Consider the following 22,973-nt stretch of genomic DNA (forward strand, 5'->3'; position numbering starts at 1 on the left):
GTAGAGTGCGTATAAATCGCACTCTTTATTTTTCAGCTAGAGTGGAAATGCGTTATGCGTGAACTGGATACTGCAGCCTCCGACAATTACAACCAACGGTTTGGTGGTACGCGCCGTTTGTATGGTTATGACCAAGTTGACATTTTACGTGCCGCGCACGTGTGTGTGATTGGGATTGGTGGTGTCGGTTCATGGGCGGTTGAAGCTTTGGCGCGAACCGGAATTGGTGAGCTGACCTTGATTGATATGGATGATGTCTGTGTGACCAATATCAATCGGCAAATCCATGCCATGACGGGTACGATTGGCAAGAGCAAAATCGAAGTGATGGCGGAGCGAGTAAAACTCATTAACCCTGAGTGTAAAGTCAATTTGATTGATGATTTTATCACCCCGGATAACCAGCATGTTTATCTAAGCCAATCGTTTGATTATGTGTTGGATGCGATTGATAGCTTAAAAGCCAAGGCGGCACTGTTGGCGTATTGTCGCAGTAATAAAATTAAGGTGATCACTATCGGTGGGGCGGGCGGGCAAACTGATCCAACGCAAATCACGGTGGCCGATTTGACCAAGACTATTCAAGATCCGCTGGCGAAAAAACTTAAAGATCGCTTGCGTCAGCAGCACAACTTTCCGACCAATTCCGCGCGTAAATTTGGGATTGATTGTGTGTTCTCGACTGAGCAACTTAAATACCCGCAAGCGGATGGTTCGGTATGTGCCAGCAAATCCAGCGCACAAGGCCCGAAACGGATGGATTGTGCCAGCGGGTTTGGCGCTGCGACGGTAGTGACGGCTACCTTTGGTTTTGTCGCAGTGGCACGTATTGTTGATAAGTTGCTGAAAAAGCATCAAGTAAAGGCGATAACTCAATGAGTCCATTTACAGCCCATCCGTTTGGGGATGTCATCACGGCTCAAACCATCTTAGAGACTTTGCAAACTTTGCACGGTTGGGAAAACCGCTATCGGCAGATCATCCAATGGGGCAAATTGCTGCCCGTGATGCCTGATGCACTGAAAAGTGAGCAAGTTCTCGTCTCTGGTTGTGAAAGCGAAGTGTGGTTAGTGGCAGAGCGGCAAGGTGAGCCGTGGTTTTTCTGCGCCGATTCCGATGCACGGATTGTGCGCGGTTTGATTGCGATTGTGCTGGCGGCGCTCAATGGCAAAACCTCAGCACAGATCCGCGTATTTTCGATGGATGACTACTTTGCTGAGCTTGGTTTGCTGACGCATTTAAGCCCATCACGCGGTAATGGTTTGCAAGCGATAGTCGCGTCCATGCAAGCCAAAGCGCTCAATTAATCGAATTCGTGCTGTTTAATGAAAATAGCCTCATGATGATGAGGCTATTTGGCTAATGGTATTAATTGCGAATGACGCTAAGTCTGCCAATAACACAGACCTTTACAGCAGATCGACCGCTTTATGGATCGCGGCGATCAAACGCTCTACTTCTTGTCGATTGTTATACACCCCGAAAGAAATCCGCACCGTGCCTTTGACGCCAAATGCATCCATTAACGGGTGGGCGCAATGGTGCCCCGCACGCACGGCAATCCCTTGCTGATCGAGCAAAGTGGCCAGATCCTGATGATGCACACCCTCCATCACTAAACTCAGCACACTGGCGTTGGGTTGATAACCAAGTACGCGGATCCCCTCGATCGATGAGATAGCTTGGTAAGCCTGCTGCTGCAACTGGTGTAAATGCTCTTCAACAGCCACACGGTCAAGACTCTGATACCAAGCGATCGCGGTGGCGAGAGCAATCGCTCCTGCGACATTCGGCGTGCCGGCCTCAAATTTGCCGGGCAGTCCAGTGAAGGTGGTGCCAGCAAACGAGACTTTCTCCACCATCTTCCCACCGCCGTGCCAAGGTGGCATCGCTTCTAAAAGCGCCGTTTTGCCATACAACACCCCAATCCCAGCCGGAGCATACAGTTTATGACCGGAGAACACGTAAAAATCCGCATCCAAACGGCTGACATCTACCGCTTCATGGACAATGCCTTGCGCGCCATCGACCACTACTACTGCGCCTTGTTGATGCGCGGCTTGGATCACCGCTTCAATCGGCTGACGAGTTCCCGTGACATTGGTGATATGGGCGAGAGCGACAATTTTGCAGCGTGGCGACAGCAATTGCGCAAAGGCGGCAAAGCCAAATTCGCCATTAGGCGTCATCGGGATTTTGACCACTTTGGCGCCGGTTTGCTCGGCGACCATCTGCCACGGCACAATATTAGCGTGGTGTTCGGTTTCACTGACCAGAATCTCATCGCCGACTTGCAATGTGCTGCGCGCATAACTTTGCGCAATCAGATTGAGCGCTTCGGTCGCACCGCGGGTCCAGATAATATTTTTGCTGCTTGGCGCACCAATAAACTGTGCGACTTGCTCACGCGCCGCTTCAAATTGGCTGGTGGCTTGCGCGGTTAAACTGTGGCTACCGCGATGTACATTGGCGTTGTGCTGGCTGTAATAGTGACTGAGTGCATCAATCACAGATTGTGGTTTTTGGCTGGTGGCTGCGCTATCGAGGTAGACTAATGGGCTACCGTTGACAGTTTGGTGCAGCGCCGGAAATTGCGCGCGGATTGCATCAAGATTGAGCATCAATAAAACCTAACAGTTCGGTCAGTTGTTGAGAGTGAAGTACTATCGGTGCGGAAACGTGTTGAGCCAGCTCTGTACCAGCCAGTAGCGCAATGATGGCGAGAGCAAACTCTAGCGCAGTACCCGGCCCTTGACTGGTGAGTAAATGTTGTGTGGCAGAGTAACAGACTCGTTGACGACTTAACTGTGCGGCTGGGATTTGCTCAAAAAAGTTGGGGTGACAGGTCATCTTAGCGCCACGCCATTTCTGCTGTGTGGCCAGAACTAATGCCGGTGTGGCGCAAATTGCAGCCACCAATTTACCTTGTTGCTGAAATTGGTCGATCAGTGTGAGTAGCTCGGCGTTACGGGCAAAGGTTTGTGCTCCCTCAAGGCCACCTGGCAGTGCTAGCGCATCAAAATCCTCGCTTGAGACAGTGGCGAGGGTTTGCTGAGCCATCAGCATAATCCCCCGTGAACCAAGGATGGCTAAATCTTCACCCAGTGCGGCCATCGTCACCTTAAAACCCGCGCGGATTAAAGTGTCGACCATGATGATGGTTTCCATCTCTTCGCTACCGTGGGTGATGGGCACTAAAATTCGTTTACTCATACTTAACTCCAACTCTGCTCTCGCTGTTTGATTCGCGTATACAGTTTGTGATTGACCGGGGTGGCAATCCCATGCTGCTTGGCTTTAGCGACTACGTAACCGTTAATAAAGTCTATCTCAGTTGGTCGCTGGTGAAAAATATCTTGCTGCATGGAAGAGTAATTCGCTGCGGTGGCATTGATCACCTGATAAACCGATGTGCGTAGCGCGGCATCGTCAAAGGCGATCGACTCTGCCCGCATCACCGCAGTGACTTCATCTAAAATCGCGGTGATAGTCGGGGTAAATTCAGCTGCCGCTAATGCACCATTTTGGCATTGATGAATAGCGGTGAGCGGATTTATTGCACAATTGATCGCAAGTTTATGCCATAGCGCAGGTTGAAGATCTGGATTCCATGTCACTGGCGCGAGTGCGTGCTGTAAAACCTCAGCAATAAAATCGCAGCGTGCTCCGAGAGGATTATTGGCACCGATTTGGGTTTGACCTAAACCAGTATGGCGGACTTGGTTTATCGTCGTTTTGAGTGCGCCATGAGTTGTGGTGGCGAGCAGAATTGGGAAATCGGCGATTGAGTAATGTAAAGCTTCGACGGCCCCCATGCCGTTGTGCATAAACAGTAAGATGGTTTCACGTTGGAGATGGGCTAATAACGGGGTTAAGGCAGCAGCCACTTGCCATGCTTTAACCGTGATCAGCACTAGATCGGCGTTGGCGAGAGCGGCTAGATTTTGATTGTTAAAGGTTACGGGTTGGCCATCATCGAGTTGCAGTGTGACTTGTGCTTGAGGTTGACGGCTCCATAATGAAACTTGATGCCCCGCACCATGCAAATGCAGCGCCCATAAAGCCCCCACCGCCCCCGGGCCAAGTACCACGATATTCATCTTTATTCCCTAGCCAATATTTAATGTGCCAAGGATAGCGACGAGTGCTTGGAAAGCAATAAAAAATGGCGCGAAGTCGCGCCATTTAGAAATATTTTTGTTTAAAAATTGTACTGAAGACGATAGATAACAAGGTCTTGGTAGTTTTTACGACCGAGTTTGTTGACTGTGTAACGATACAGTAGGCCAGCAGACCAATCTTGATGGAAGTTCCATAATGCGTTCACTGCACCATTAAGACCCCAATCACCACCTTGTACTGCGGCATATTCATCATTACGAGCAAACTCATATTCTCCCCAGGTAGAGAACGTGAAGTTTTGGTTTGCAATATCAGTATTGTAGAAGCCTACCCAACCTACCATACCGCCATTATTGCCGCTGTTACCATTTTCCGTATTCACTTGGTGCACACCGATAAAGGGAGTGAAGCCCCAGCCGTTACCTTTTAGACCAGTGTAACCAATACCTGCTACACGGTTTTGTTCGTGTAGTGTTGGCCCTTTGTCTTTATCTGTATTGTAGATTTGTGCATATAACGATACGCCAGATTCAGTCAGATTGTAGTGAATAGTCCCTTTTGCTGATGCACCACGATCATCACCCGCACGATCAACACCTTCGTAGTCATAAAATCCGTAGATTTGTCCCCAATCAAAAACCGCCCCACCTTCAATGCCGATAACGGCTTGATTACGATCTGAAATGGTTTGACCAAAGTTAGAAGCATCATTACCGAAGCCGTGATCCCAAACTTGGTAGTCAGCATAGGCACTACCGAAACCAAATAAGTATTCAGCTTGTGCAGGAATAGCTGTAACAGTAGCAATAGCAGTGAGGGCTAATAATGATTTACGCATAAGGGGAACTCTCTTTAAGTGTGTTGTAGATGGCAGCCGCTGTACTGCAGCTCGTTCAACTGGCGGGCATAATAGCGATAAAAATCGCAATTAAAAGTGATAACTTATGCAAACGACGTTCAATTTAGTGACGCTGATCTCATTTTTTGGTTTTGATATTTAATGTTATGAATAATCTTATCGGATTGAAATTTTATTGTGATCTGTATCTGGTTTTGATGGCCTGGCGTGGTAGTTCTCAATAAAGAGATCGTTTGCGTCAATTCATGCAGATCCTCCACAGTGTTTTTTGCTTGCTGATGAGTATTGTGCTTTCTGAGAAAGATGGAATTAGGCACGGTAGACCAGAGCTGTTTTTCTTGAAAGGTGGAAAGGATGCGATAGCTAGACAATAAAAAGTAAAAAAGGCTCAATTACTATGTAACTGAGCCTTTTAGAAAACTACATCAACGGAATTGATGCTTGTTAGGTTTATTCTACGATGTAAAACTTATTAAAATTTTGAGTGTTTACGACGACGTAAAAAACCAGATGTTAATAAAAACAGGAATCCTAACATACCTAGCGAGCCACCGCCGCCGGTATTGTCATAACTAGGGATTGTGACTTTACCTACACCGATACTATCTTTATTTGTGACCTCGATTGATAATTGTTTGCTTGAACCAGCTACTTCCGACCAATAACTGCTCGTATCAGATACTTTTGCTGTTGAAATAGCATCTTGTGTCGCCTCTTCACGCATTAGGTACATTCGAACGGTGTATTCACCACGTGGAAGGTTTACCACGTTAAAATTCACTGTTTGCATACCATCTTTTTTCAGTTCAACCACAGGTATTTGAGGTTTATCATTCGATTTGAGGCCACTTGTGATCACTAAATACGCTTTGTCCCCTTTTTTTGCTTCTGCTGTTACAACGAAAGGAATGTCAACACGGCTACTGTCTGGCACAAAACGGATGAGATTGGTTCCTGTTTCCGCATGTTTGTATGATAGAGCCATCAATATAGGGTCGTGATCTGATGAACGGAAAGCTGTTGCTATAGGATTTGTATAATCCTTATCTGTTTTATGGAACTTACCTGGTTCTGTGCCTGCATACCGCTTTTGGTAATCAAATAACGGCATTTCTGAGCTGTTGATGTTCCAATCAATCGCATCAACGACGCGAGATTTCAAACTAGAACTCACCAAGATATGATCCAGTGAACCAATTTCATCATTGAATGAGTAGCTCCAACTAGGTTGACGATCATATTTTTCATCCATCATGTGTACGGCATTGGTATAACCATAACTACGAGTAATTACAGCACCATTAGCTCCATACTGAGGTTGATTACCAATCCAAGTATCACGAGCAGCATGCAAGATTTTGGATGTTGGGTTACTAGTTAGAACCAACATTGCATCTTCTTGAGCATAGGAATTTAAATCGCCCATAATAACGCGATCATTGTTTGGATAACGTTTTTCTAGTTGCTCACCGAGCTGCACTGCTCCAGCAATGCGAAAGTTTTCGCAGTTGCCTTGTTTATCAACATCAATAGGAGAGTTGTTATTATCAATATTTTGATAATCTTCCCAGCATGCAGAACCTTTAGACTTCAAATGATTAACAGAAATTGTCAGTTTTTTCCCCGTATTATGAACAAAGAAAGTACCTGTTAATGAATCGCGTTGATAAGCTCGACCACTGCCAATTAGCTCACCTTTATTATTAGTAAGCACATTGCCATCGGCATCAGTTATAGCAGGTGCTTCTTGACGTGGTAGAGGTATAATATCTACTTCATCTAAGGTCACTTTACTAGGACGATAAATTAGACCTGTGGTGATGGCATCCGAACCAATAGTATCATCGGCAGAGATCAATCGATCATTATTCGTATCAATTGCTACAAATGTATAACGATTACCAATGTATTTAGCCGTATGTCTTTGTGAATAACGATCTTCGGTATATTTTTCATTGAGTGCATCAACGAGCTCTTTGATTGCACCGTAGTGACCAAAACCATTATTTTCAACTTCCATTAGTCCAATAATATCGGCATTCATAGCATAGATCGCTTCAACTAATTTGGCTTTTTGCAAATCAAATTCAATTTGGCTTTCTGCTCCACGATTTAAGCCGTGTTTATTGTAGTCTCCTTTAAATGGAGAATTAAAAAAGTTCAATACATTTTTTGAACCAAGGCGCAATACAAATTCATCTGTGGCAACGTTAGTTTTAAGTGAAGGGGCAGACTGACGAGCACTATTATTTGGTTTGAAATTTGCTTTTGTTACATTAAATTCAGCGGTTGATGGTAGAATTAAACGATATTCATTAAAACTATAATCAAGTACACCAATCATATTCACGACACTATCATTGACCCGAATAGCATTACTGTTTGGATCACTATTCCAAGCTGGGAAATAAGGTATTTCACCATCTTTGGCTTTTGTATCACTTTCCACATAGATTCGCCGATCTAGATTTTCACTTATCGCGATTTTTGATGCATCTGACCCGGCAGGAGCCAACTGGTTTGGTTGCATATTGGGTCTTTCATAAGCCAGAACCATATTATTACGGTTTACAGGGGCATATTCAAAACTGAAGGTGCGACTAACACGCATGTTTTGATTGCCCTCTAAGTCTGGATTCATATCTTCGGGTAAGCTGACTAACATACCCTCATAACGCTCTAATGTTGCACGGAACCGAGGGGTATCAGTATCTGTGTCAAACTCAGGCATAACTATAATCGGTGTCGGATCAATATTCGTTACAACAGGATCGGTAACTTGGAATTTACTAATGGTCGTTTTTAGTTGGGTTCGACCAAAAGACTCTTCGACTTTACCGCGAAAACAGAGTGTTTGACCAACATGGTCTGATTTTGCCCCATCAAATAGTACAAATAACCCATCTGAGGTTTTTGGATTGCCATCACCATGTTTATCTTGAATATAATAACCTTTAGTTAATCCTGTGGTAGCACCAACTACAATACCTTCAACAAAATATTCATTATCACTAATGTATTTATTATTTTCCACATCCACCATTGGTGAATGCCAGCTATCACCTTGAATGGTATAAATAGGTGTTAGTATAGCATTTTCACATACACCGACTTCTGGAACCGGAGGATTGACTGCTCCCGATAAGCCAGAACCTAAATCTGCAGGAGTATTTACAGGGTGCTCAGTCCAATCGTTAGGTATAAATTGTTGGCTAGGCTTAGACAATAGACCAGTATTGCGTACAAAGGTTTTATCTTTACCCCATTCTACACCTGACTGAGTTCCAACGTAATCGTGAACTTTATTTCTTAACTCTGTTTTCTTTGCTTCATCACTAATAGAACATGTCGAATTCGAACTACATGCAGCAGTAACAGGGTATGCAATAAAAAGAGTGTCATCGCCATTAAATTGAAGATCCACTACTTTTATTTGTGTTCCTGGTGGTATTACATTTTTAATGGATGAATCGAGTTTTGAGTGATGCAATACTAAAGATTGCCCAGCACCAAGAGTGACCATATCTAATAGACTTATTTCTTGGAATGATGGATTACCACTATTATTCCTACCATCCATATATAAAGCAGTGTCGCTAAAGGTGTGAGGTTGAGTGCCAATATTGGTAATTTCTATGGCTTTATTATTAGATGAGCCTTCAATATAGCGGGCAATGACAATATCATTAATATCGGCAAAAGTGGGTGCGGTTAACGAACCACCAATCGCTAAAGCGAGCAGAGATATTTTATGTTTCATGGGTATTTCCTTTACAAAATTGAATTAGAAAAAGACTTTCGCTTTTGCGTAAACATCTTGATAGCTTTCACCGATGTTGCCTTCTATCTCAATCACTGAAGAACGGCTTGGTTTATAGCGAACGCCAATCGTTTGATAGGTTCGGCTGCGGCCAATTTTTTCCCACAGTACCTCGTCACCTGCCCATAGAGGATCATTACGATCCCAAGCTTGATATTCTTCATAGTTAAGTGAGCCAACCACATCCCAGCGCTCATTCAGACTGTATTGTGCTGATACTAATCCACCTTTATTTTTATGCTCTTGATAGCGTTTACATACCTCTTCTTTTGGATCAACCCAAGGATCTGAGGTGGTTGTACATTCACCGATTTGTTCATACTCGATGAAACCGTTAACACCAATTAAGAGCTGTTCGGTTAGGGCGTATCTGGCACCAATACCATAAATCTGGGCTTTACCGTACTTGGACTCGCCAGCTGAGCCATTGCGTTTTTCTGCCCCTAACACTAAAGAAAATGCATCACCAAAATACCCGAGGTAACCATTGGTAATATTGCCCTGTGCTGAACCTGAAGAGGATTCGCCACGATAGCTGTATGAGATCCCCATGGCGAAATTGTGATATTGACCTTCATATTTAATCGTTTTGTCTTGATCTCCCGCTTCACCGGTTTCTGCGCCAGTATCAAAGGTCAGATCACCGAATGCATCGTAGTCGTCAAATGCTGTGTCAGTCACCCCAAATTCAATATAGTGATATTGGTTTAAACGATAGCCTAACCAAGCTTTATCGATATGTAAGGCCATATCACCTGAGCCACCGCGCCAATTTTCACGTTCATAATCCAGTTCAACTCGATAATCGAAGATTCCTTGCTTACCTTTAGCGCCTAGAGTAGCCATTGAATCATCAATAAAAGAGTCATCAGAATGATATTGCTTAAATTTAGGCTTTGTACCTAAGTAGCCACCAACACCGACTTCACCAAAAACGTCTATGTAATCACCATTATCAGCGGTATAAACGCGAGCTGCATGGCTCGATGCAGATAATGCTAAAAACACAGCGGACAGCGCTAAAGGTAACGCTAAATTTCGAGAGTTTATTCCCCACATGCTATTTTCCTTATTATTAGCCAGAATGAAAAGTGACCAAAATCACAGGTGGATATAATACTATCAAAAAATGACATTTTTATTGTGATGGCTAGCCCAATAATATTGACCATCAAAACTTGACATGAATTTTTTACTTAAAAAACAATCGGTTATATTTTTTGTTGTGATCGATGTATCCTTAGTGGGTGTTTTTTTATGATTTGCATCTCAATTTGATGCTTGGTGATCTTGGTAAGCAAACGATAAAGTGATAACTGGTTCACGTATGTGAAATTTAATTATTTATTATCATTAAAATTTGGAAAAATGAAGTTGCCTAAAATTGTAAATAGAAAAGCGTTATTGCCAGATAATAGCAATAACGCTTGTCCGAAGGTTTGTATATTTAGATTTAGTTGATGCGATTAAGTGTGACAACGGAATAAGGCAATGCTTCTAGGATTGGTTGCTGTTCTGCAATGTATTTGATTACAGCTTGTGCATCGGTATTGCATACCACATTATCAGCCTTACAATTTAAAGCTTGCGATTGATAATGTACCTGATAGCGACCTTCTACTTGTTCGATATGACTTACGGGAAAGGCAGTCAATTTTCCTTCTACATAAGCGAGATCGATGCGGTTAGTATTTTTTTTCTGGGCATCATAAAGTGGTGTCCAGCCATCATTACCTGTTGCGTTATAACTATTCATTGCTACGTTATATAATTTATCGTCTTCCAGAGCGATCCAATCTGGATTGTCTAAAGTCCCCTTATTGAGTTCAATTAAGCTTAATTCACCGGCTTGTTGTGCAACTGTTTCGTTGAATACATAACGTAAATTTCCGCCATAAGGAAATTTACCTGCGTGGGCGGTTGCTGGTAGAGTTTCTGTAACCACTTTGGTGATTAGCGTTTTTATCACGGAACCTTTCACTGGTACCACTGACATAAAATTAGCAAAGGGCAGCATTTCAAGAGTCACATCTCCCTGACGATATTCTCCTTCAGCAATATTGGTACGTATACCACCCGCTCCAGTCAAAGAAAAATCGACTTTCAGACCTGTTACTTGAGTTACTTCATCACTTGTTGCCCAATAATACTGCCCAAGGGCAACAATTGGAGCGACTCGCGAGCCGTGTTGATCTGAATTATTGTCTCCTGGACGGCGAGCGTGACGAATTTCTTGGGGTACATTAGCAATGACTTCGCCGTACGCCTTTTCTACAGCTGGTTTGTAGTTTTCATCAATATGGCGACGCAATACGACTTCTTCAGACACTACTGCGATATTACGCTGACGCTCAATAAATTTAATTGCTTTGCTGCGTTCTGTGGCATTAAAAGCACTATCAGCATTACGGTTAGCTTGATGGTAAAATTCATCATTACTTAGTAGAGTGTTATGGCCTGCACAAGATAGTAGCTGTCCATTCTCGTCAAAAGACACATTGGTTTTGCCTATGGCTTGAGCGAATTCACCAGCTTGTACCACACAGGTTTTGTTGGTGCCATCAGGATTAGTTATAAGTTGTGCGTAAATCCCATTACTACCAAGTCCTAGATTGGAAAAGTCACCAAGCAAAGAGTGTGAGTGGCCACCAACAATAAGATCAATACCATTAACTTTGCTCGCAATATCAAGATCGATGGCATTACCAACATGAGTTAAGGCAATAATTTTATTGATACCAAGAGCATGTAATTCATCAATTGTATCTTGAGTAGATTTTATCATATCAAAAAATTGTACATCCCCTGTATTTGGCGCAATATTTGGCATGTCATCGAGAACAATACCAAAGACAGCAACCAAAGATTTACTCTCCGGGAGTTGATTTATATTATCAATTCGTTGCTTATTAAATCCATCAAAAGCATAGATAATGTAGGGCTTTAAGTTGGTCTGATCTTTTAGATCTTTATCTAGGCTGGTATCTATATTTGCAGCAAGTACTGGAAAGTTAATGCGATTTAAGAATTCATTGAGTTTGTGGTTGTTTAAATCAAACTCATGATTACCTAGTGCCATAGCATCAATACCCATGCGGCTTAAAATGTCCGCATTCATTGATCCTTCATTAAGTTTAAAATAAGCACTGCCTTGCCAAGCATCACCACCGTGTAAAAACAACATACTTTGATTATCTTGTTCAGCCTGCTGACGATATTTATTGGCTTTCGATAAGATTCTAGGATGACCTCCAAACTCATTGTAAATACGCTGTTTATCCTGGTAAAAGCTTGATCGTACTGCATCAAAACTCGAGTGAGTATCATTAATATGGGCAATCATCAGATCAAAGTTAGCTGGTGGTTGGGTAGTTAAATTAGGCTGATAGCAGCCAAACAAAGCGAGAGCAATAGTGCTGGTAAGTAATCCACGATAAAGTCGCATGACCTATCTCCTTATTCTGCTAAGTGTCACGAACGGAGTGTAATCTAATGATAAATTAACAAAATTACCGTGATGCAAGATGGATTCTTTAGCTGGTAATTAAAGATGCTGAGCATTCACTAATCGTTATTTTATTTCCTTGTGTCGATGGCGGAGTTCTGGGGGGGGTTGGCGCGCTGCAGCATTTGGTTAAAGTCATGGCGTAGTGAATAGAGCATGATGAGGCTCGGGATCACCATTACCGCAGTCAAAATAAAGAACAGTGACCAGTCATTCAGATAGTCGGCTAATTCGCCGCTTAATGACGCTAGGGTGGTTCGGCCCAAGTTGCCCAGTGAAGCGAGCAGGGCATATTGGGTGGCCGAAAACGCTTGGCCGGTCATCAGGGTGAGGAAAGAAACAAACGCCACGGTCGAGAACGCTGAGGTAAAATTGTCCACCACTAAAGTGGCGAAGAACAGTGATTCACTCGGGCCGACTTTGGCCAGCCAAGCAAACATCAAGTTACTCGATGCCATGGCGATACCGCCAATCATTAAGCCGCGCACGAGACCAAATTTGATGTTGACTAAACTGCCAAGCAGAGTGAAGAAAATCGTGATCCCCCAACCGAGCAATTTCGAGTAGTAACCAATCTGTTCATTGCTAAAGCCGATTTCTTTATAAAACGCAATCGACATTCGGCCGAGGAACGCTTCGCCAATTTTAAACAGGAAGACAAACAGCAGTAGGGTGAGCGCTACGCGTAAGCCATTATTGCGGAAAAAATCGATGAAGGGTTCTAATACGGTGACGCTGAGCCAGCGCAGCAGCCGATTATTGACCACCTGTTGGTGGCGCGCTTCGGCCAATTGTTGTAGGTGATCGCGATCGCTGTGTGGCTCTTGGACCAAGCAAGTAAATAACATCAGAACCCCGACCACGGCGGCCATGATCAAATACACCCCATTCCAACCAATACGATCTGCATTGGCAAAGGCGAAATAGCCGGGCAGTGAATAGCCAGTCCACCAACCGATCACGGTCATTGCAGACGCTTGTGGCAGTTTAGTCGATTCGGCTGTGGCAAAGGTGTCGATTCGAAATGCGTCAATCGCGATATCTTGAGTCGAAGAGGCGATCGCAATAGCGAGAGCTAGCAATGAAGTCAGTATTAAATTATCGGCGGGATTGACCCCCGCGATCAGCAAGGTGCAGCTCAACACCACCAGCTGGCAAAATAAAATCCAACTGCGACGCTGGCCAAGCCTGTGATGCAGGATAGGTAATTTGACCCGATCAACCAAAGGCGCCCACAAAAAATTGATCGCATACACCACAAATACGCTACCAAAATAGCCAATTGCGGTGCGGCTCAGTCCGGCATCTTTCAACCAGCCAGTCATGTTGGAACCAATTAATACCCATGGGAAACCGCTGGCACAACCAAGCATGAATACCCAGAGTAAACGTCGGTCAAAATAGCTAACCACAAGTTGTTGCCAGGTAGATGAATGGGGTTGTTGAGCCATACGGCATCCTTTTATGAGTGGTGATGAGGGAAGTGGCACTCCCAAGGTAAGGGAGTGCGCGGCTTTAAGGTAAACGAGAGACTTTGTTGATCACGATAGGCGTGATCGGCACATTTTGCATCTGACCTTGAGTTTTGGTTGGCTGAGCGGCCATCAACTGAATTACATCAAAGCCTTCAACCACTTGACCAAATACCGCATAACCCGGTGGTTGAGCGGCGTAATTGAGGAAGTCATTATCCACCAGATTGATGTAAAACTGGCGAGTGGCCGAATTTGGATTTTGCGTACGCGCCATCGCAATAGTCGCAGTATTGTTACCTAGCCCATTGTTTGCTTCGTTGCTAATCGGTGAATAAGTCGGCAATGGTTTGAGATTGGCATCAAAACCGCCACCTTGCGCCATAAAGCCTGGGATCACGCGATGAAATTGGCTGCCCACATAACTGCCGTCATCGACATAACGCAAGAAATTCGCCACCGAGATTGGTGCCTGCTGTTGATTGAGTTCAATGGTAAAATTACCCAGTGTGGTTTCAACCGCCACTTTAGGGCCGGCCCACACACAACTGCTCACTAACGCGGCGGCGGCCAGCAGCCATGACTTAGCCATTGAAGCGCTCCTGCATGTAGTTTTGCAGCTCGGTATCGTTGGCGATCTCTTTGAGAACCACATTGAGCACGTCGTTGAGTACGGTTTCGATCTCATCATTGGATGCGCTTAACACGCCAGTGCGTTTGGCGGTGCCGTGGTAGCTTTTGACCAGTTTGCCTTTTGGCGTTTCGGCCGTCACTTCTAACGTCACGCTGCCATCCATCTGATTTTCTATGATCGAATGCTTCACCGACACCAAAAGCTCTTGAATCTCCAGCTTGATGGTATTTTCACTGTTGACGCTCAGACGAAAACCTTGTGAGCCTAATTGTTCAGCCAAAGCATTCTCTAATGCGATGCGCACATTTTGGCGAGGATGAATCGGTTCAATGTTATTGCGACCACTATCGACCAAAGCGACATATTGTGCCGAACGCACATCTTTGCTGACCAAAGCAAAACTGCTGTTGGTGACGATCGCGTTTTGGCTTAAGGTTGCTTGAGGAGCTAGGTTAATTTGGCTTTGCTTGGGAGCCGCGCAAGCGGTCAGTAACGCGATTGAAGCCGCAAGAACCAGTTTTTTCATGGTTAATTCCTTTCGTTTTATTATGCACACGCCACAAGGCTTAAGATTTAATCGCCTGTAAGATAACAAATTTACTGTTATTGGCGATCACTCTAACATGATTTTTACCGAACAATCTCGCCAGTTTGACATCGTAGCCAAGGTGACGATTGCCGATCACCCATAATTTACCGCCTTTTTTCAGCACATGTTGTGCATCACAGAACATTTGCCAAGCGATGTGATCGGTAATGGTCTGCTGTTGATGAAATGGTGGATTACACACAATCATCGAGCTGCTGTGGGCAGCAAAGCCATCCAAACAGTTATTGGTGATGCACTGGATTGGCCTTTCGCCAAGATTTTCTCGTAGATTGCTCAGCGCTGCCGCGGTCGCCATAAAACTCTCATCGACACAGGTAATGGCGGCTTGCGGGTTGAGTTGCCCAAGTCGAACCGATAGCACACCATTGCCGCAGCCCAGATCAATAAAATCTTCCAGCGTGGGATCGGCGGGCAAATGCTCCAGCATAAATCTTGCACCGAGATCTAAGCTTTCACCCGAATAAACATTGGCTAAGTTGTTCAGTGTGATGGCGTAAGGTTCGACATGCCAACGGCAGGTTTTACTCACCTCGACAATCGATTCGACATTTGGCTGACTAAACACTAAACGGTGTTTTTTCCACGCCAGTGACGTGGTGGTCACGCCTAAGTGTTTTTCAAATAAATTGAGGGTCGATGTGTGGATCTCTTTGGCTTTATTGACCGCAATAATCGAGGTGCTCGCTGGTAGAGCCTGACGCAGTTGGCTTAAGATCCACACCAAGTGACGGTTACTTTTCGGCAGTTGCAATAACACCAGATCGACATCGCTGGGCGGCGTATCCATCGTGGTCAGTAACGTGATGGGCGGGCGCTGATTGTGGTGCAGATTGGCAAGGGTGGCTTGCTGAGCAATATATGAATCGCTCATCATGCTCACTCGGTGTTGTTGGGCAAACCAACAGCTCAATGCACCGAAGTGGTCGTTGATGATGAGAATATGACGATGTGCAGGCAAACCCAGTTGTTCAACGTGTTGGATCAGGTACTCATCACCCGCATCCCAAGCTTGTAGGGTGTCATTATTACGCTTGGGGTATCGATGAAGAGTGAGCGTTTGCTCAAACAAGGTAAGCTCGGTTTTCATATTGCTCGTAATTCTAGTAAATTGGCAGGGCATTGTCTCAGATGATGCTAAAACCGCAAACCAAAACCTAGATTTTAGCATTCGAAAACTCCCTGTGAGATCGCTATGGTCTATTCTCTATTTGTCATGTTGTCGACACGCTTGTGCTCAACAAGGAAAGCGAAATGATTCAAGATGTTATTGAAATGAAATTGCGTAGTGAATTTCAACCACTGTTTCTCAAAGTGATTAATGAAAGTGATATGCATAATGTGCCGCGAGGTTCGGAGAGCCATTTCAAGGTCATAGTGGTGAGTGAGCGCTTTATTGGTTTACGCCCGATTGCTTGCCACCGTCTGGTTAACCAAACCTTAGCCGATGAGTTAGCCAATCACATTCACGCTTTGGCGATTCATACTTATACTACTGAGCAGTGGCAACAGTTGAATCAAGTGATCCCAGAAAGTCCGATGTGTTTAGGTGGGTCTAAACTGGGTGGATTGAACAATCCGCTTTAACCAAGTGTTGCACTAATGGATACTGGGTGCTTTTTAAGCACGGCTTTAACGCTAATCAAACAAGCGAGTGGTGCTCAGTTTTAACGCAAGTTAAGTGAGGCGATTCGCACGGCCAATAAGCGAGTTGAAACGTTCGGAGAGTCAGTTTGTGCGATGCTTCAAAATAATGGTGATTTGTTCAGCGTTCACTGAGAGATCGATGGAAATAAAGCAGTGAACTAGGGGATTGGTCATGGCATCAAGTTCCCAAAAAATGCTAGACTTAAACACCTAACAAATCCCCCACATGATTTGTGACGGGGGTTTTAAAAGGATGTTGCGATTTTAATGGTGAATGCCATTAAAACGGACACAAACAATGTCGTGTCTACCGAGGTAAGGATTCCGCTAGCGTTGTTCAGTTGTAAGAACAAGGCAAACGGAGTGCGCCTCGAATTTGCGCAATTAAAGAATCTTTTTCCCGATAAAAGTAGTGCAAGTGCGTATGATTACAATAAAAAAGGGATTGGACCTTCCTATCGCAGGAACTCCTTCCCAGGTGATTAGTGATGGTAAAACCATCAAAAAAGTCGCCTTGCTTGGCGAAGAGTACGTTGGCATGCGGCCTACAATGCATGTTCGCGTAGGTGATGAAGTAAAAAAAGCTCAAATTCTTTTTGAAGACAAGAAGAATGTCGGCGTGAAATTTACTTCACCAGTCAGCGGCAAAGTAGTTGAAATTAATCGTGGTGCAAAACGTGCCCTTCAGTCAGTAGTGATTGAAGTTGCGGGCGATGCCCAAGTGACATTCAACAAGTTTGAAGCCTCTCAATTGGCGAGTTTGGATCGTGATGCGATCAAAACTCAGTTAATTGATTCAGGTCTTTGGACGGCTTTCCGTACTCGTCCGTTTAGCAAGGTTCCAGCGGTTAACTCCTCTTCTGCAGCCATTTTTGTTACCGCGATGGATACCAATCCATTAGCGGCTGAACCAACAGTGGTGATTAATGAGCAATCGCAAGCTTTCATTGCTGGACTTGATATCCTTTCCGCACTGACCACTGGCAAAGTGTACGTGTGTAAAAAAGGGACTAGTTTGCCACGCAGTCAACAGTCAAACGTTGAAGAGCATGTATTTGATGGCCCACATCCAGCTGGTCTGGCTGGCACACATATGCATTTCCTCTACCCTGTGAGTGCAAGTCATGTCGCGTGGAGCATTAACTATCAAGACGTGATTGCGATTGGCCAGTTGTTCCTGACAGGTGAGCTCTACACTCAACGTGTGGTTGCGTTGGCAGGTCCTGTGGTTAACAAACCGCGCTTGTTGCGTACAGTGATGGGGGCATCACTCGAGCAGTTGGTAGATAGTGAAATCATGCCAGGCGAAGTACGTATCATCTCAGGCTCTGTGTTGTCCGGTACTCAAGCTAGCGGACCTCATGCTTATCTTGGTCGTTACCACCTACAAGTTTCAGTCCTGCGTGAAGGGCGTGATAAAGAGCTGTTAGGTTGGGCGATGCCGGGTAAGAATAAGTTTTCAGTGACTCGTTCTTTCCTTGGTCACCTGTTCAAGAGCCAAGTGTTCAACATGACCACCACAACCAACGGTAGTGAGCGTGCTATGGTGCCGATTGGTAACTACGAAAAAATCATGCCATTGGATATCGAGCCAACTTTGTTGCTGCGTGATTTGTGTGCGGGTGATAGCGACAATGCGATTCGCTTAGGCGCTTTAGAGTTAGATGAAGAGGATTTGGCACTGTGTACTTTTGTTTGCCCGGGCAAATACGAGTATGGTCAGATCTTACGTGAGTGCTTAGACAAGATCGAGAAAGAAGGGTAATTTCCATGGGCCTTAAAAAGTTTCTTGAAGATATCGAGCATCATTTTGAGCCAGGCGGCAAACACGAAAGATGGTTTGCACTGTATGAAGCAACAGCAACACTGTTGTATACACCAGGCCAGGTCACCAGAAGAAGCTCACATGTTCGTGATTGCGTTGATCTAAAACGAATCATGATCATGGTGTGGCTTGCGGTATTCCCAGCCATGTTCTGGGGTATGTATAACGCAGGCGGTCAAGCCATTGCTGCGCTGAATCATCTTTATGCCGGTGATCAACTGGCTGCGATTGTAGCTGGTAACTGGCACTACTGGTTGACAGAAATGCTCGGTGGCATGCTGTCAAGCGATGCGGGCTGGGGCAGCAAAATGCTACTCGGTGCAACCTATTTCCTACCTATCTATGCCACGGTATTTTTGGTGGGTGGATTTTGGGAAGTGCTGTTCTGCATGGTGCGTAAGCATGAAGTAAACGAAGGTTTCTTCGTCACTTCGATTTTGTTTGCGCTCATCGTTCCACCTACACTGCCTTTATGGCAAGCTGCACTCGGTATCACCTTTGGTGTCGTAGTGGCGAAAGAGGTGTTTGGTGGTACTGGTCGTAACTTCCTAAACCCAGCGTTAGCCGGGCGTGCTTTCCTATTCTTTGCTTATCCAGCACAGATTTCCGGTGATTTAGTTTGGATCGCCGCAGATGGCTTTTCTGGTGCGACAGCACTTAGCCAGTGGGCACAAGGTGGTGCGGGTGCACTGATCAATAACGCAACCGGTCAAACCATTACTTGGATGGATGCTTTCATCGGTAACATTCCTGGTTCGATTGGTGAAGTGTCAACCTTGGCACTGATGATCGGTGCGGCCTTGATCGTCTACATGGGCATTGCTTCATGGCGTATTATCGGCGGTGTGATGATCGGTATGGTCCTATTGTCGACGCTATTTAATGTGATCGGCTCGGATAGCAACCCAATGTTCAATATGCCTTGGCATTGGCACCTTGTGTTAGGTGGCTTTGCATTTGGTATGTTCTTCATGGCGACCGATCCGGTATCGGCTTCCTTTACGAATAACGGCAAATGGGCTTACGGTATTTTGATTGGCGTGATGTGTGTGCTGATCCGTGTCGTTAACCCTGCTTATCCTGAAGGTATGATGCTGGCGATCCTATTCGCGAACCTATTTGCACCACTGTTTGACCATGTGGTTGTCGAAAGAAATATCAAGCGGAGATTAGCGCGCTATGGCAAGCAATAACGATAGCATTAAAAAGACGCTGTTTGTTGTTATCGCGTTGAGCCTTGTATGCTCAATCATCGTATCGACTGCAGCAGTCGGTCTGCGCGACCAGCAAAAAGAGAATGCAGTACTGGATAAGCAGAGCAAAATTCTGCAAGTAGCTGGGATTGAAGCAAAAGGCAGCAAGCAGATCATTGAACAGTTCAATAAGAGTATTGAGTCACGTTTAGTCGATTTCAACACGGGTGACTTTGTTGAAGGTGATGCTGCAAATTACGATCAACGTAAAGCCGCGAAAGAGGCGTCAGAATCAATCAAACTGACTGCCCAACAAGATAAAGCTAAAATTCAACGTCGTGCGAATGTTGGGGTGGTTTATCTGGTTAAAGATGGCGAGCAAACCAGTAAGGTGATTTTGCCCGTACATGGTAACGGCCTATGGTCAATGATGTACGCGTTTGTAGCAGTAGAAACTGACGGTAATACCATTGCCGGTTTGACTTACTATGAACAAGGTGAAACTCCAGGATTGGGTGGCGAAATTGAAAACCCAGCTTGGCGAGCTCAATGGGTAGGCAAAAAATTGTTTGATGACAACCACAAGCCTGCAATTAAAATCGTTAAAGGTGGTGCGCCAGAAGGTTCTGAGCATGGTGTTGATGGCCTATCAGGTGCAACCCTAACCGCCAACGGCGTTCAAGGTACATTTGACTTCTGGTTGGGTGATATGGGCTTTGGTCCTTTCCTCACAAAAGTACGCGACGGAGGTCTTAACTAATGTCTAGTGCAAAAGAGCTGAAAAAGAGTGTGTTGGCGCCAGTATTCGACAATAACCCAATTGCATTGCAAGTTTTAGGGGTTTGTTCGGCATTGGCAGTGACCACTAAGCTGGAAACGGCATTTGTAATGACATTAGCGGTAATCTTTGTTACTGCATTGTCTAACTTCTTCGTTTCGTTGATCCGTAACCATATTCCTAATAGTGTGCGTATTATCGTGCAAATGGCGATCATCGCTTCTTTGGTTATTTTGGTTGACCAACTGCTTAAAGCCTATCTTTATGATATTTCTAAGCAATTGTCGGTATTTGTTGGTTTGATTATCACCAACTGTATCGTAATGGGTCGTGCCGAAGCATTTGCAATGAAGTCTGCGCCTATCCCATCGTTGATTGATGGTATTGGCAATGGTTTAGGTTATGGTTTTGTGCTGATAACGGTGGCTTTCTTCCGCGAATTACTGGGATCCGGTAAATTGTTTGGCTTAGAAGTTCTGCCTTTAATCAGTAACGGTGGTTGGTATCAACCTAACGGTATGATGCTACTCGCACCTTCAGCGTTCTTCCTGATCGGTTTTATGATTTGGGCGATTCGTACCTTCAAACCAGAACAAGTTGAAGCGAAGGAGTAAGGTTGTCATGGAACATTATATTAGTCTGCTGGTGAAAGCGATTTTCATCGAGAACATGGCACTCGCTTTCTTCTTGGGGATGTGTACTTTCCTCGCGGTTTCGAAGAAAGTTAAGACCTCATTTGGTTTAGGTATTGCGGTTATTGTGGTGCTGACGATTGCAGTACCAGTTAACAATCTCGTTTACAACTTGGTGCTCAAACCTGATGCACTGGTTGCCGGCGTTGATCTTAGCTTCCTAAACTTTATCACTTTTATCGGTGTAATTGCTGCATTGGTACAGATTTTGGAAATGGTCCTCGATCGTTTTTTCCCACCTCTGTATAACGCACTGGGCATCTTCTTACCTTTGATCACAGTAAACTGTGCCATCTTTGGTGGTGTGTCTTTCATGGTGCAGCGTGACTACAACTTTGCTGAATCCGTGGTTTATGGTTTTGGTTCTGGGGTAGGCTGGATGCTGGCTATCGTCGCTCTTGCAGGTCTCCGTGAGAAAATGAAATATTCAGACGTTCCTCCAGGTCTACGTGGTTTGGGTATTACCTTTATCACCACTGGTCTGATGGCACTTGGTTTTATGTCTTTCTCTGGTGTTCAACTGTAAGCCGGGTAAACCGCAGCAATAAAGGAATAGTTAATGTCTACTATTATTTTTGGTGTAGTGATGTTTACCCTGATTATACTGGCTCTGGTTTTGGTGATTTTGTTTGCCAAATCTAAGCTAGTACCAACAGGTGACATTACAATTTCGATCAATGGCGATCCTGAAAAAGCGATCGTAACCCAACCGGGTGGCAAGTTACTGACAGCACTAGCTGGTGCTGGGGTGTTTGTTTCTTCGGCTTGTGGTGGTGGTGGTTCATGTGGCCAATGCCGTGTAAAAATCAAATCGGGTGGTGGTGATATTCTGCCAACTGAGCTGGATCACATCAGCAAAGGTGAAGCCCGTGAAGGTGAACGTCTAGCCTGTCAGGTGGCGATGAAAACCGATATGGAACTGGAATTACCAGAAGAGATCTTTGGCGTTAAGAAGTGGGAATGTACGGTTATCTCTAACGATAACAAAGCCACTTTCATCAAAGAGCTTAAGCTGCAAATTCCAGATGGTGAATCGGTACCTTTCCGTGCCGGTGGCTATATCCAAATTGAAGCTCCTGCACACCATGTTAAGTATGCGGATTTTGATGTACCAGAGATGTATCGTGATGATTGGGACAAGTATGATCTGTTCCGCTATGAATCGATCGTCAAAGAAGACATCATTCGTGCCTACTCAATGGCGAACTACCCAGAAGAGTTTGGCATCATTCTGCTTAACGTGCGTATTGCTACACCGCCGCCAAATAATCCAGATGCACCTCCTGGTCAAATGTCCTCTTACATTTGGTCACTAAAAGAGGGTGATAAGTGTACGATTTCAGGCCCATTCGGTGAGTTTTTCGCAAAAGATACCGATGCAGAAATGGTCTTTATCGGTGGTGGTGCTGGTATGGCGCCCATGCGTTCGCATATCTTTGACCAACTTAAGCGTTTGAAATCTAAGCGTAAAATGTCTTATTGGTACGGTGCGCGTTCTAAACGTGAAATGTTCTATGCAGAGGATTTTGATAGCCTAGCGGCTGAGAATGATAACTTTGTATGGCATTGTGCTCTGTCTGATCCTCTACCTGAAGATAACTGGACAGGTTACACCGGCTTTATCCATAACGTGTTGTACGAAAACTATCTACGCGATCATGATGCGCCAGAAGATTGTGAATACTACATGTGCGGACCACCAATGATGAATGCAGCGGTAATCAATATGCTGAAAAATCTAGGTGTAGAAGAAGAAAACATCCTGCTGGATGACTTCGGCGGTTAACCAATAACTCGCGCTATACTGATGGCTGGCTCA

The 22,973-nt window shown here is 44.8% G+C and carries 20 protein-coding genes; 9 read left to right on the top strand and 11 right to left on the bottom strand.

Translation table 11 applies throughout. From position 1 onward, the window contains the following. Positions 1-54: 54 nt before the first annotated feature. Together tcdA and csdE are read left to right on the top strand one after the other, a co-directional pair. Complete coding sequence (gene tcdA, locus OOK74_RS02895; RefSeq protein ID WP_277206263.1) at positions 55-879, top strand: tRNA cyclic N6-threonylcarbamoyladenosine(37) synthase TcdA; 825 nt, start codon at positions 55-57, stop codon at positions 877-879. Beyond that, a complete protein-coding gene (gene csdE / locus OOK74_RS02900) occupies positions 876-1,307 on the top strand; it encodes a cysteine desulfurase sulfur acceptor subunit CsdE (protein WP_278183100.1) in 432 nt (143 codons plus the stop codon). The genes tcdA and csdE overlap by 4 nt, the downstream gene beginning before the upstream one ends. Before the next feature lie 102 nt (positions 1,308-1,409). On the opposite strand, the gene csdA is transcribed toward csdE, so the two are convergent. From csdA to OOK74_RS02955, 11 genes are all read right to left on the bottom strand, one after another. Then, a complete protein-coding gene (csdA, locus tag OOK74_RS02905; RefSeq protein ID WP_278183101.1) occupies positions 1,410-2,621 on the bottom strand; it encodes a cysteine desulfurase CsdA in 1,212 nt (403 codons plus the stop codon). After that, positions 2,608-3,213 carry a DJ-1 family glyoxalase III gene (locus tag OOK74_RS02910; protein WP_278183102.1) on the bottom strand — a complete coding sequence of 202 codons (606 nt, stop codon included), beginning with the start codon at positions 3,211-3,213 and terminating at the stop codon, positions 2,608-2,610. Before OOK74_RS02910 ends, csdA begins: the two co-directional genes overlap by 14 nt. 2 nt (positions 3,214-3,215) lie before the next feature. Beyond that, complete coding sequence (panE, locus tag OOK74_RS02915) at positions 3,216-4,100, bottom strand: 2-dehydropantoate 2-reductase (RefSeq protein ID WP_278183103.1); 885 nt, start codon at positions 4,098-4,100, stop codon at positions 3,216-3,218. Positions 4,101-4,201: 101 nt separating this feature from the next. Beyond that, positions 4,202-4,960 carry an outer membrane protein OmpK gene (locus tag OOK74_RS02920; RefSeq protein WP_274722498.1) on the bottom strand — a complete coding sequence of 253 codons (759 nt, stop codon included), beginning with the start codon at positions 4,958-4,960 and terminating at the stop codon, positions 4,202-4,204. A gap of 493 nt (positions 4,961-5,453) precedes the next feature. Beyond that, complete coding sequence (locus OOK74_RS02925; protein ID WP_278183104.1) at positions 5,454-8,741, bottom strand: ExeM/NucH family extracellular endonuclease; 3,288 nt, start codon at positions 8,739-8,741, stop codon at positions 5,454-5,456. Between the two features lie 24 nt (positions 8,742-8,765). Then, positions 8,766-9,860 carry a porin gene (locus OOK74_RS02930; RefSeq protein WP_278183105.1) on the bottom strand — a complete coding sequence of 365 codons (1,095 nt, stop codon included), beginning with the start codon at positions 9,858-9,860 and terminating at the stop codon, positions 8,766-8,768. 394 nt (positions 9,861-10,254) lie between these two features. Beyond that, entirely contained in the window at positions 10,255-12,246 is a 1,992-nt protein-coding gene (locus tag OOK74_RS02935; RefSeq protein WP_278183106.1) for a bifunctional metallophosphatase/5'-nucleotidase, read from the bottom strand. A 131-nt stretch (positions 12,247-12,377) separates the two neighbouring features. Continuing rightward, on the bottom strand, positions 12,378-13,757 hold the full coding sequence (locus OOK74_RS02940) for an AmpG family muropeptide MFS transporter (RefSeq protein WP_347403814.1): 1,380 nt from the start codon (positions 13,755-13,757) through the stop codon (positions 12,378-12,380). Positions 13,758-13,821: 64 nt separating this feature from the next. Next, positions 13,822-14,370, bottom strand: a complete 549-nt coding sequence (locus tag OOK74_RS02945) for a peptidylprolyl isomerase (RefSeq protein ID WP_274722499.1) — start codon at positions 14,368-14,370, stop codon at positions 13,822-13,824. After that, positions 14,363-14,938 carry a YajG family lipoprotein gene (locus OOK74_RS02950; RefSeq protein WP_278183107.1) on the bottom strand — a complete coding sequence of 192 codons (576 nt, stop codon included), beginning with the start codon at positions 14,936-14,938 and terminating at the stop codon, positions 14,363-14,365. The genes OOK74_RS02945 and OOK74_RS02950 overlap by 8 nt, the downstream gene beginning before the upstream one ends. Positions 14,939-14,978: 40 nt before the next feature. Further along, on the bottom strand, positions 14,979-16,109 hold the full coding sequence (locus tag OOK74_RS02955) for a methyltransferase (RefSeq protein WP_278183108.1): 1,131 nt from the start codon (positions 16,107-16,109) through the stop codon (positions 14,979-14,981). A 164-nt stretch (positions 16,110-16,273) separates the two neighbouring features. Here OOK74_RS02955 and OOK74_RS02960 point away from each other — a divergent pair, with 164 nt between their 5' ends. The 7 genes from OOK74_RS02960 (at position 16,274) to nqrF (ending at position 22,940) form a co-directional block, all read left to right on the top strand. Continuing rightward, a complete protein-coding gene (locus tag OOK74_RS02960) occupies positions 16,274-16,606 on the top strand; it encodes a BolA family protein (protein WP_274722502.1) in 333 nt (110 codons plus the stop codon). Positions 16,607-17,090: 484 nt separating this feature from the next. Beyond that, positions 17,091-18,431, top strand: a complete 1,341-nt coding sequence (locus OOK74_RS02965; RefSeq protein WP_277206254.1) for a Na(+)-translocating NADH-quinone reductase subunit A — start codon at positions 17,091-17,093, stop codon at positions 18,429-18,431. 5 nt (positions 18,432-18,436) lie between these two features. Then, on the top strand, positions 18,437-19,684 hold the full coding sequence (locus OOK74_RS02970; RefSeq protein ID WP_274722504.1) for an NADH:ubiquinone reductase (Na(+)-transporting) subunit B: 1,248 nt from the start codon (positions 18,437-18,439) through the stop codon (positions 19,682-19,684). Further along, the gene (locus OOK74_RS02975) at positions 19,671-20,444 is read left to right on the top strand and encodes a Na(+)-translocating NADH-quinone reductase subunit C (RefSeq protein WP_278183109.1); all 774 of its coding nucleotides are present in this window, start codon (positions 19,671-19,673) and stop codon (positions 20,442-20,444) included. Before OOK74_RS02970 ends, OOK74_RS02975 begins: the two co-directional genes overlap by 14 nt. Beyond that, positions 20,444-21,076, top strand: coding sequence for an NADH:ubiquinone reductase (Na(+)-transporting) subunit D (locus tag OOK74_RS02980; protein WP_274722505.1), 633 nt, complete (start codon positions 20,444-20,446; stop codon positions 21,074-21,076). The genes OOK74_RS02975 and OOK74_RS02980 overlap by 1 nt, the downstream gene beginning before the upstream one ends. Positions 21,077-21,083: 7 nt before the next feature. Then, a complete protein-coding gene (gene nqrE, locus OOK74_RS02985) occupies positions 21,084-21,680 on the top strand; it encodes an NADH:ubiquinone reductase (Na(+)-transporting) subunit E (protein ID WP_166013508.1) in 597 nt (198 codons plus the stop codon). Positions 21,681-21,713: 33 nt separating this feature from the next. Beyond that, on the top strand, positions 21,714-22,940 hold the full coding sequence (nqrF, locus tag OOK74_RS02990; RefSeq protein WP_166013507.1) for an NADH:ubiquinone reductase (Na(+)-transporting) subunit F: 1,227 nt from the start codon (positions 21,714-21,716) through the stop codon (positions 22,938-22,940). Positions 22,941-22,973 lie beyond the last annotated feature (33 nt).

The sequence above is a fragment of the Vibrio misgurnus genome (genome assembly GCF_029635775.1).
Lineage (GTDB): Bacteria > Pseudomonadota > Gammaproteobacteria > Enterobacterales > Vibrionaceae > Vibrio > Vibrio chanodichtyis.

Coding starts and splice junctions, on each gene's coding strand:
- OOK74_RS02970 (WP_274722504.1), top strand. CDS start 18,437: ATGGGCCTTAAAAAGTTTCTTGAAGATATCGAGCATCATTTTGAGCCA.
- panE (WP_278183103.1), bottom strand. CDS start 4,100: ATGAATATCGTGGTACTTGGCCCGGGGGCGGTGGGGGCTTTATGGGCG.
- OOK74_RS02920 (WP_274722498.1), bottom strand. CDS start 4,960: ATGCGTAAATCATTATTAGCCCTCACTGCTATTGCTACTGTTACAGCT.
- OOK74_RS02930 (WP_278183105.1), bottom strand. CDS start 9,860: ATGTGGGGAATAAACTCTCGAAATTTAGCGTTACCTTTAGCGCTGTCC.
- OOK74_RS02945 (WP_274722499.1), bottom strand. CDS start 14,370: ATGGCTAAGTCATGGCTGCTGGCCGCCGCCGCGTTAGTGAGCAGTTGT.
- OOK74_RS02965 (WP_277206254.1), top strand. CDS start 17,091: ATGATTACAATAAAAAAGGGATTGGACCTTCCTATCGCAGGAACTCCT.
- OOK74_RS02955 (WP_278183108.1), bottom strand. CDS start 16,109: ATGAAAACCGAGCTTACCTTGTTTGAGCAAACGCTCACTCTTCATCGA.
- nqrE (WP_166013508.1), top strand. CDS start 21,084: ATGGAACATTATATTAGTCTGCTGGTGAAAGCGATTTTCATCGAGAAC.
- tcdA (WP_277206263.1), top strand. CDS start 55: ATGCGTGAACTGGATACTGCAGCCTCCGACAATTACAACCAACGGTTT.
- OOK74_RS02925 (WP_278183104.1), bottom strand. CDS start 8,741: ATGAAACATAAAATATCTCTGCTCGCTTTAGCGATTGGTGGTTCGTTA.
- OOK74_RS02940 (WP_347403814.1), bottom strand. CDS start 13,757: ATGGCTCAACAACCCCATTCATCTACCTGGCAACAACTTGTGGTTAGC.
- OOK74_RS02980 (WP_274722505.1), top strand. CDS start 20,444: ATGTCTAGTGCAAAAGAGCTGAAAAAGAGTGTGTTGGCGCCAGTATTC.
- nqrF (WP_166013507.1), top strand. CDS start 21,714: ATGTCTACTATTATTTTTGGTGTAGTGATGTTTACCCTGATTATACTG.
- csdE (WP_278183100.1), top strand. CDS start 876: ATGAGTCCATTTACAGCCCATCCGTTTGGGGATGTCATCACGGCTCAA.
- csdA (WP_278183101.1), bottom strand. CDS start 2,621: ATGCTCAATCTTGATGCAATCCGCGCGCAATTTCCGGCGCTGCACCAA.
- OOK74_RS02935 (WP_278183106.1), bottom strand. CDS start 12,246: ATGCGACTTTATCGTGGATTACTTACCAGCACTATTGCTCTCGCTTTG.
- OOK74_RS02975 (WP_278183109.1), top strand. CDS start 19,671: ATGGCAAGCAATAACGATAGCATTAAAAAGACGCTGTTTGTTGTTATC.
- OOK74_RS02950 (WP_278183107.1), bottom strand. CDS start 14,938: ATGAAAAAACTGGTTCTTGCGGCTTCAATCGCGTTACTGACCGCTTGC.
- OOK74_RS02910 (WP_278183102.1), bottom strand. CDS start 3,213: ATGAGTAAACGAATTTTAGTGCCCATCACCCACGGTAGCGAAGAGATG.
- OOK74_RS02960 (WP_274722502.1), top strand. CDS start 16,274: ATGATTCAAGATGTTATTGAAATGAAATTGCGTAGTGAATTTCAACCA.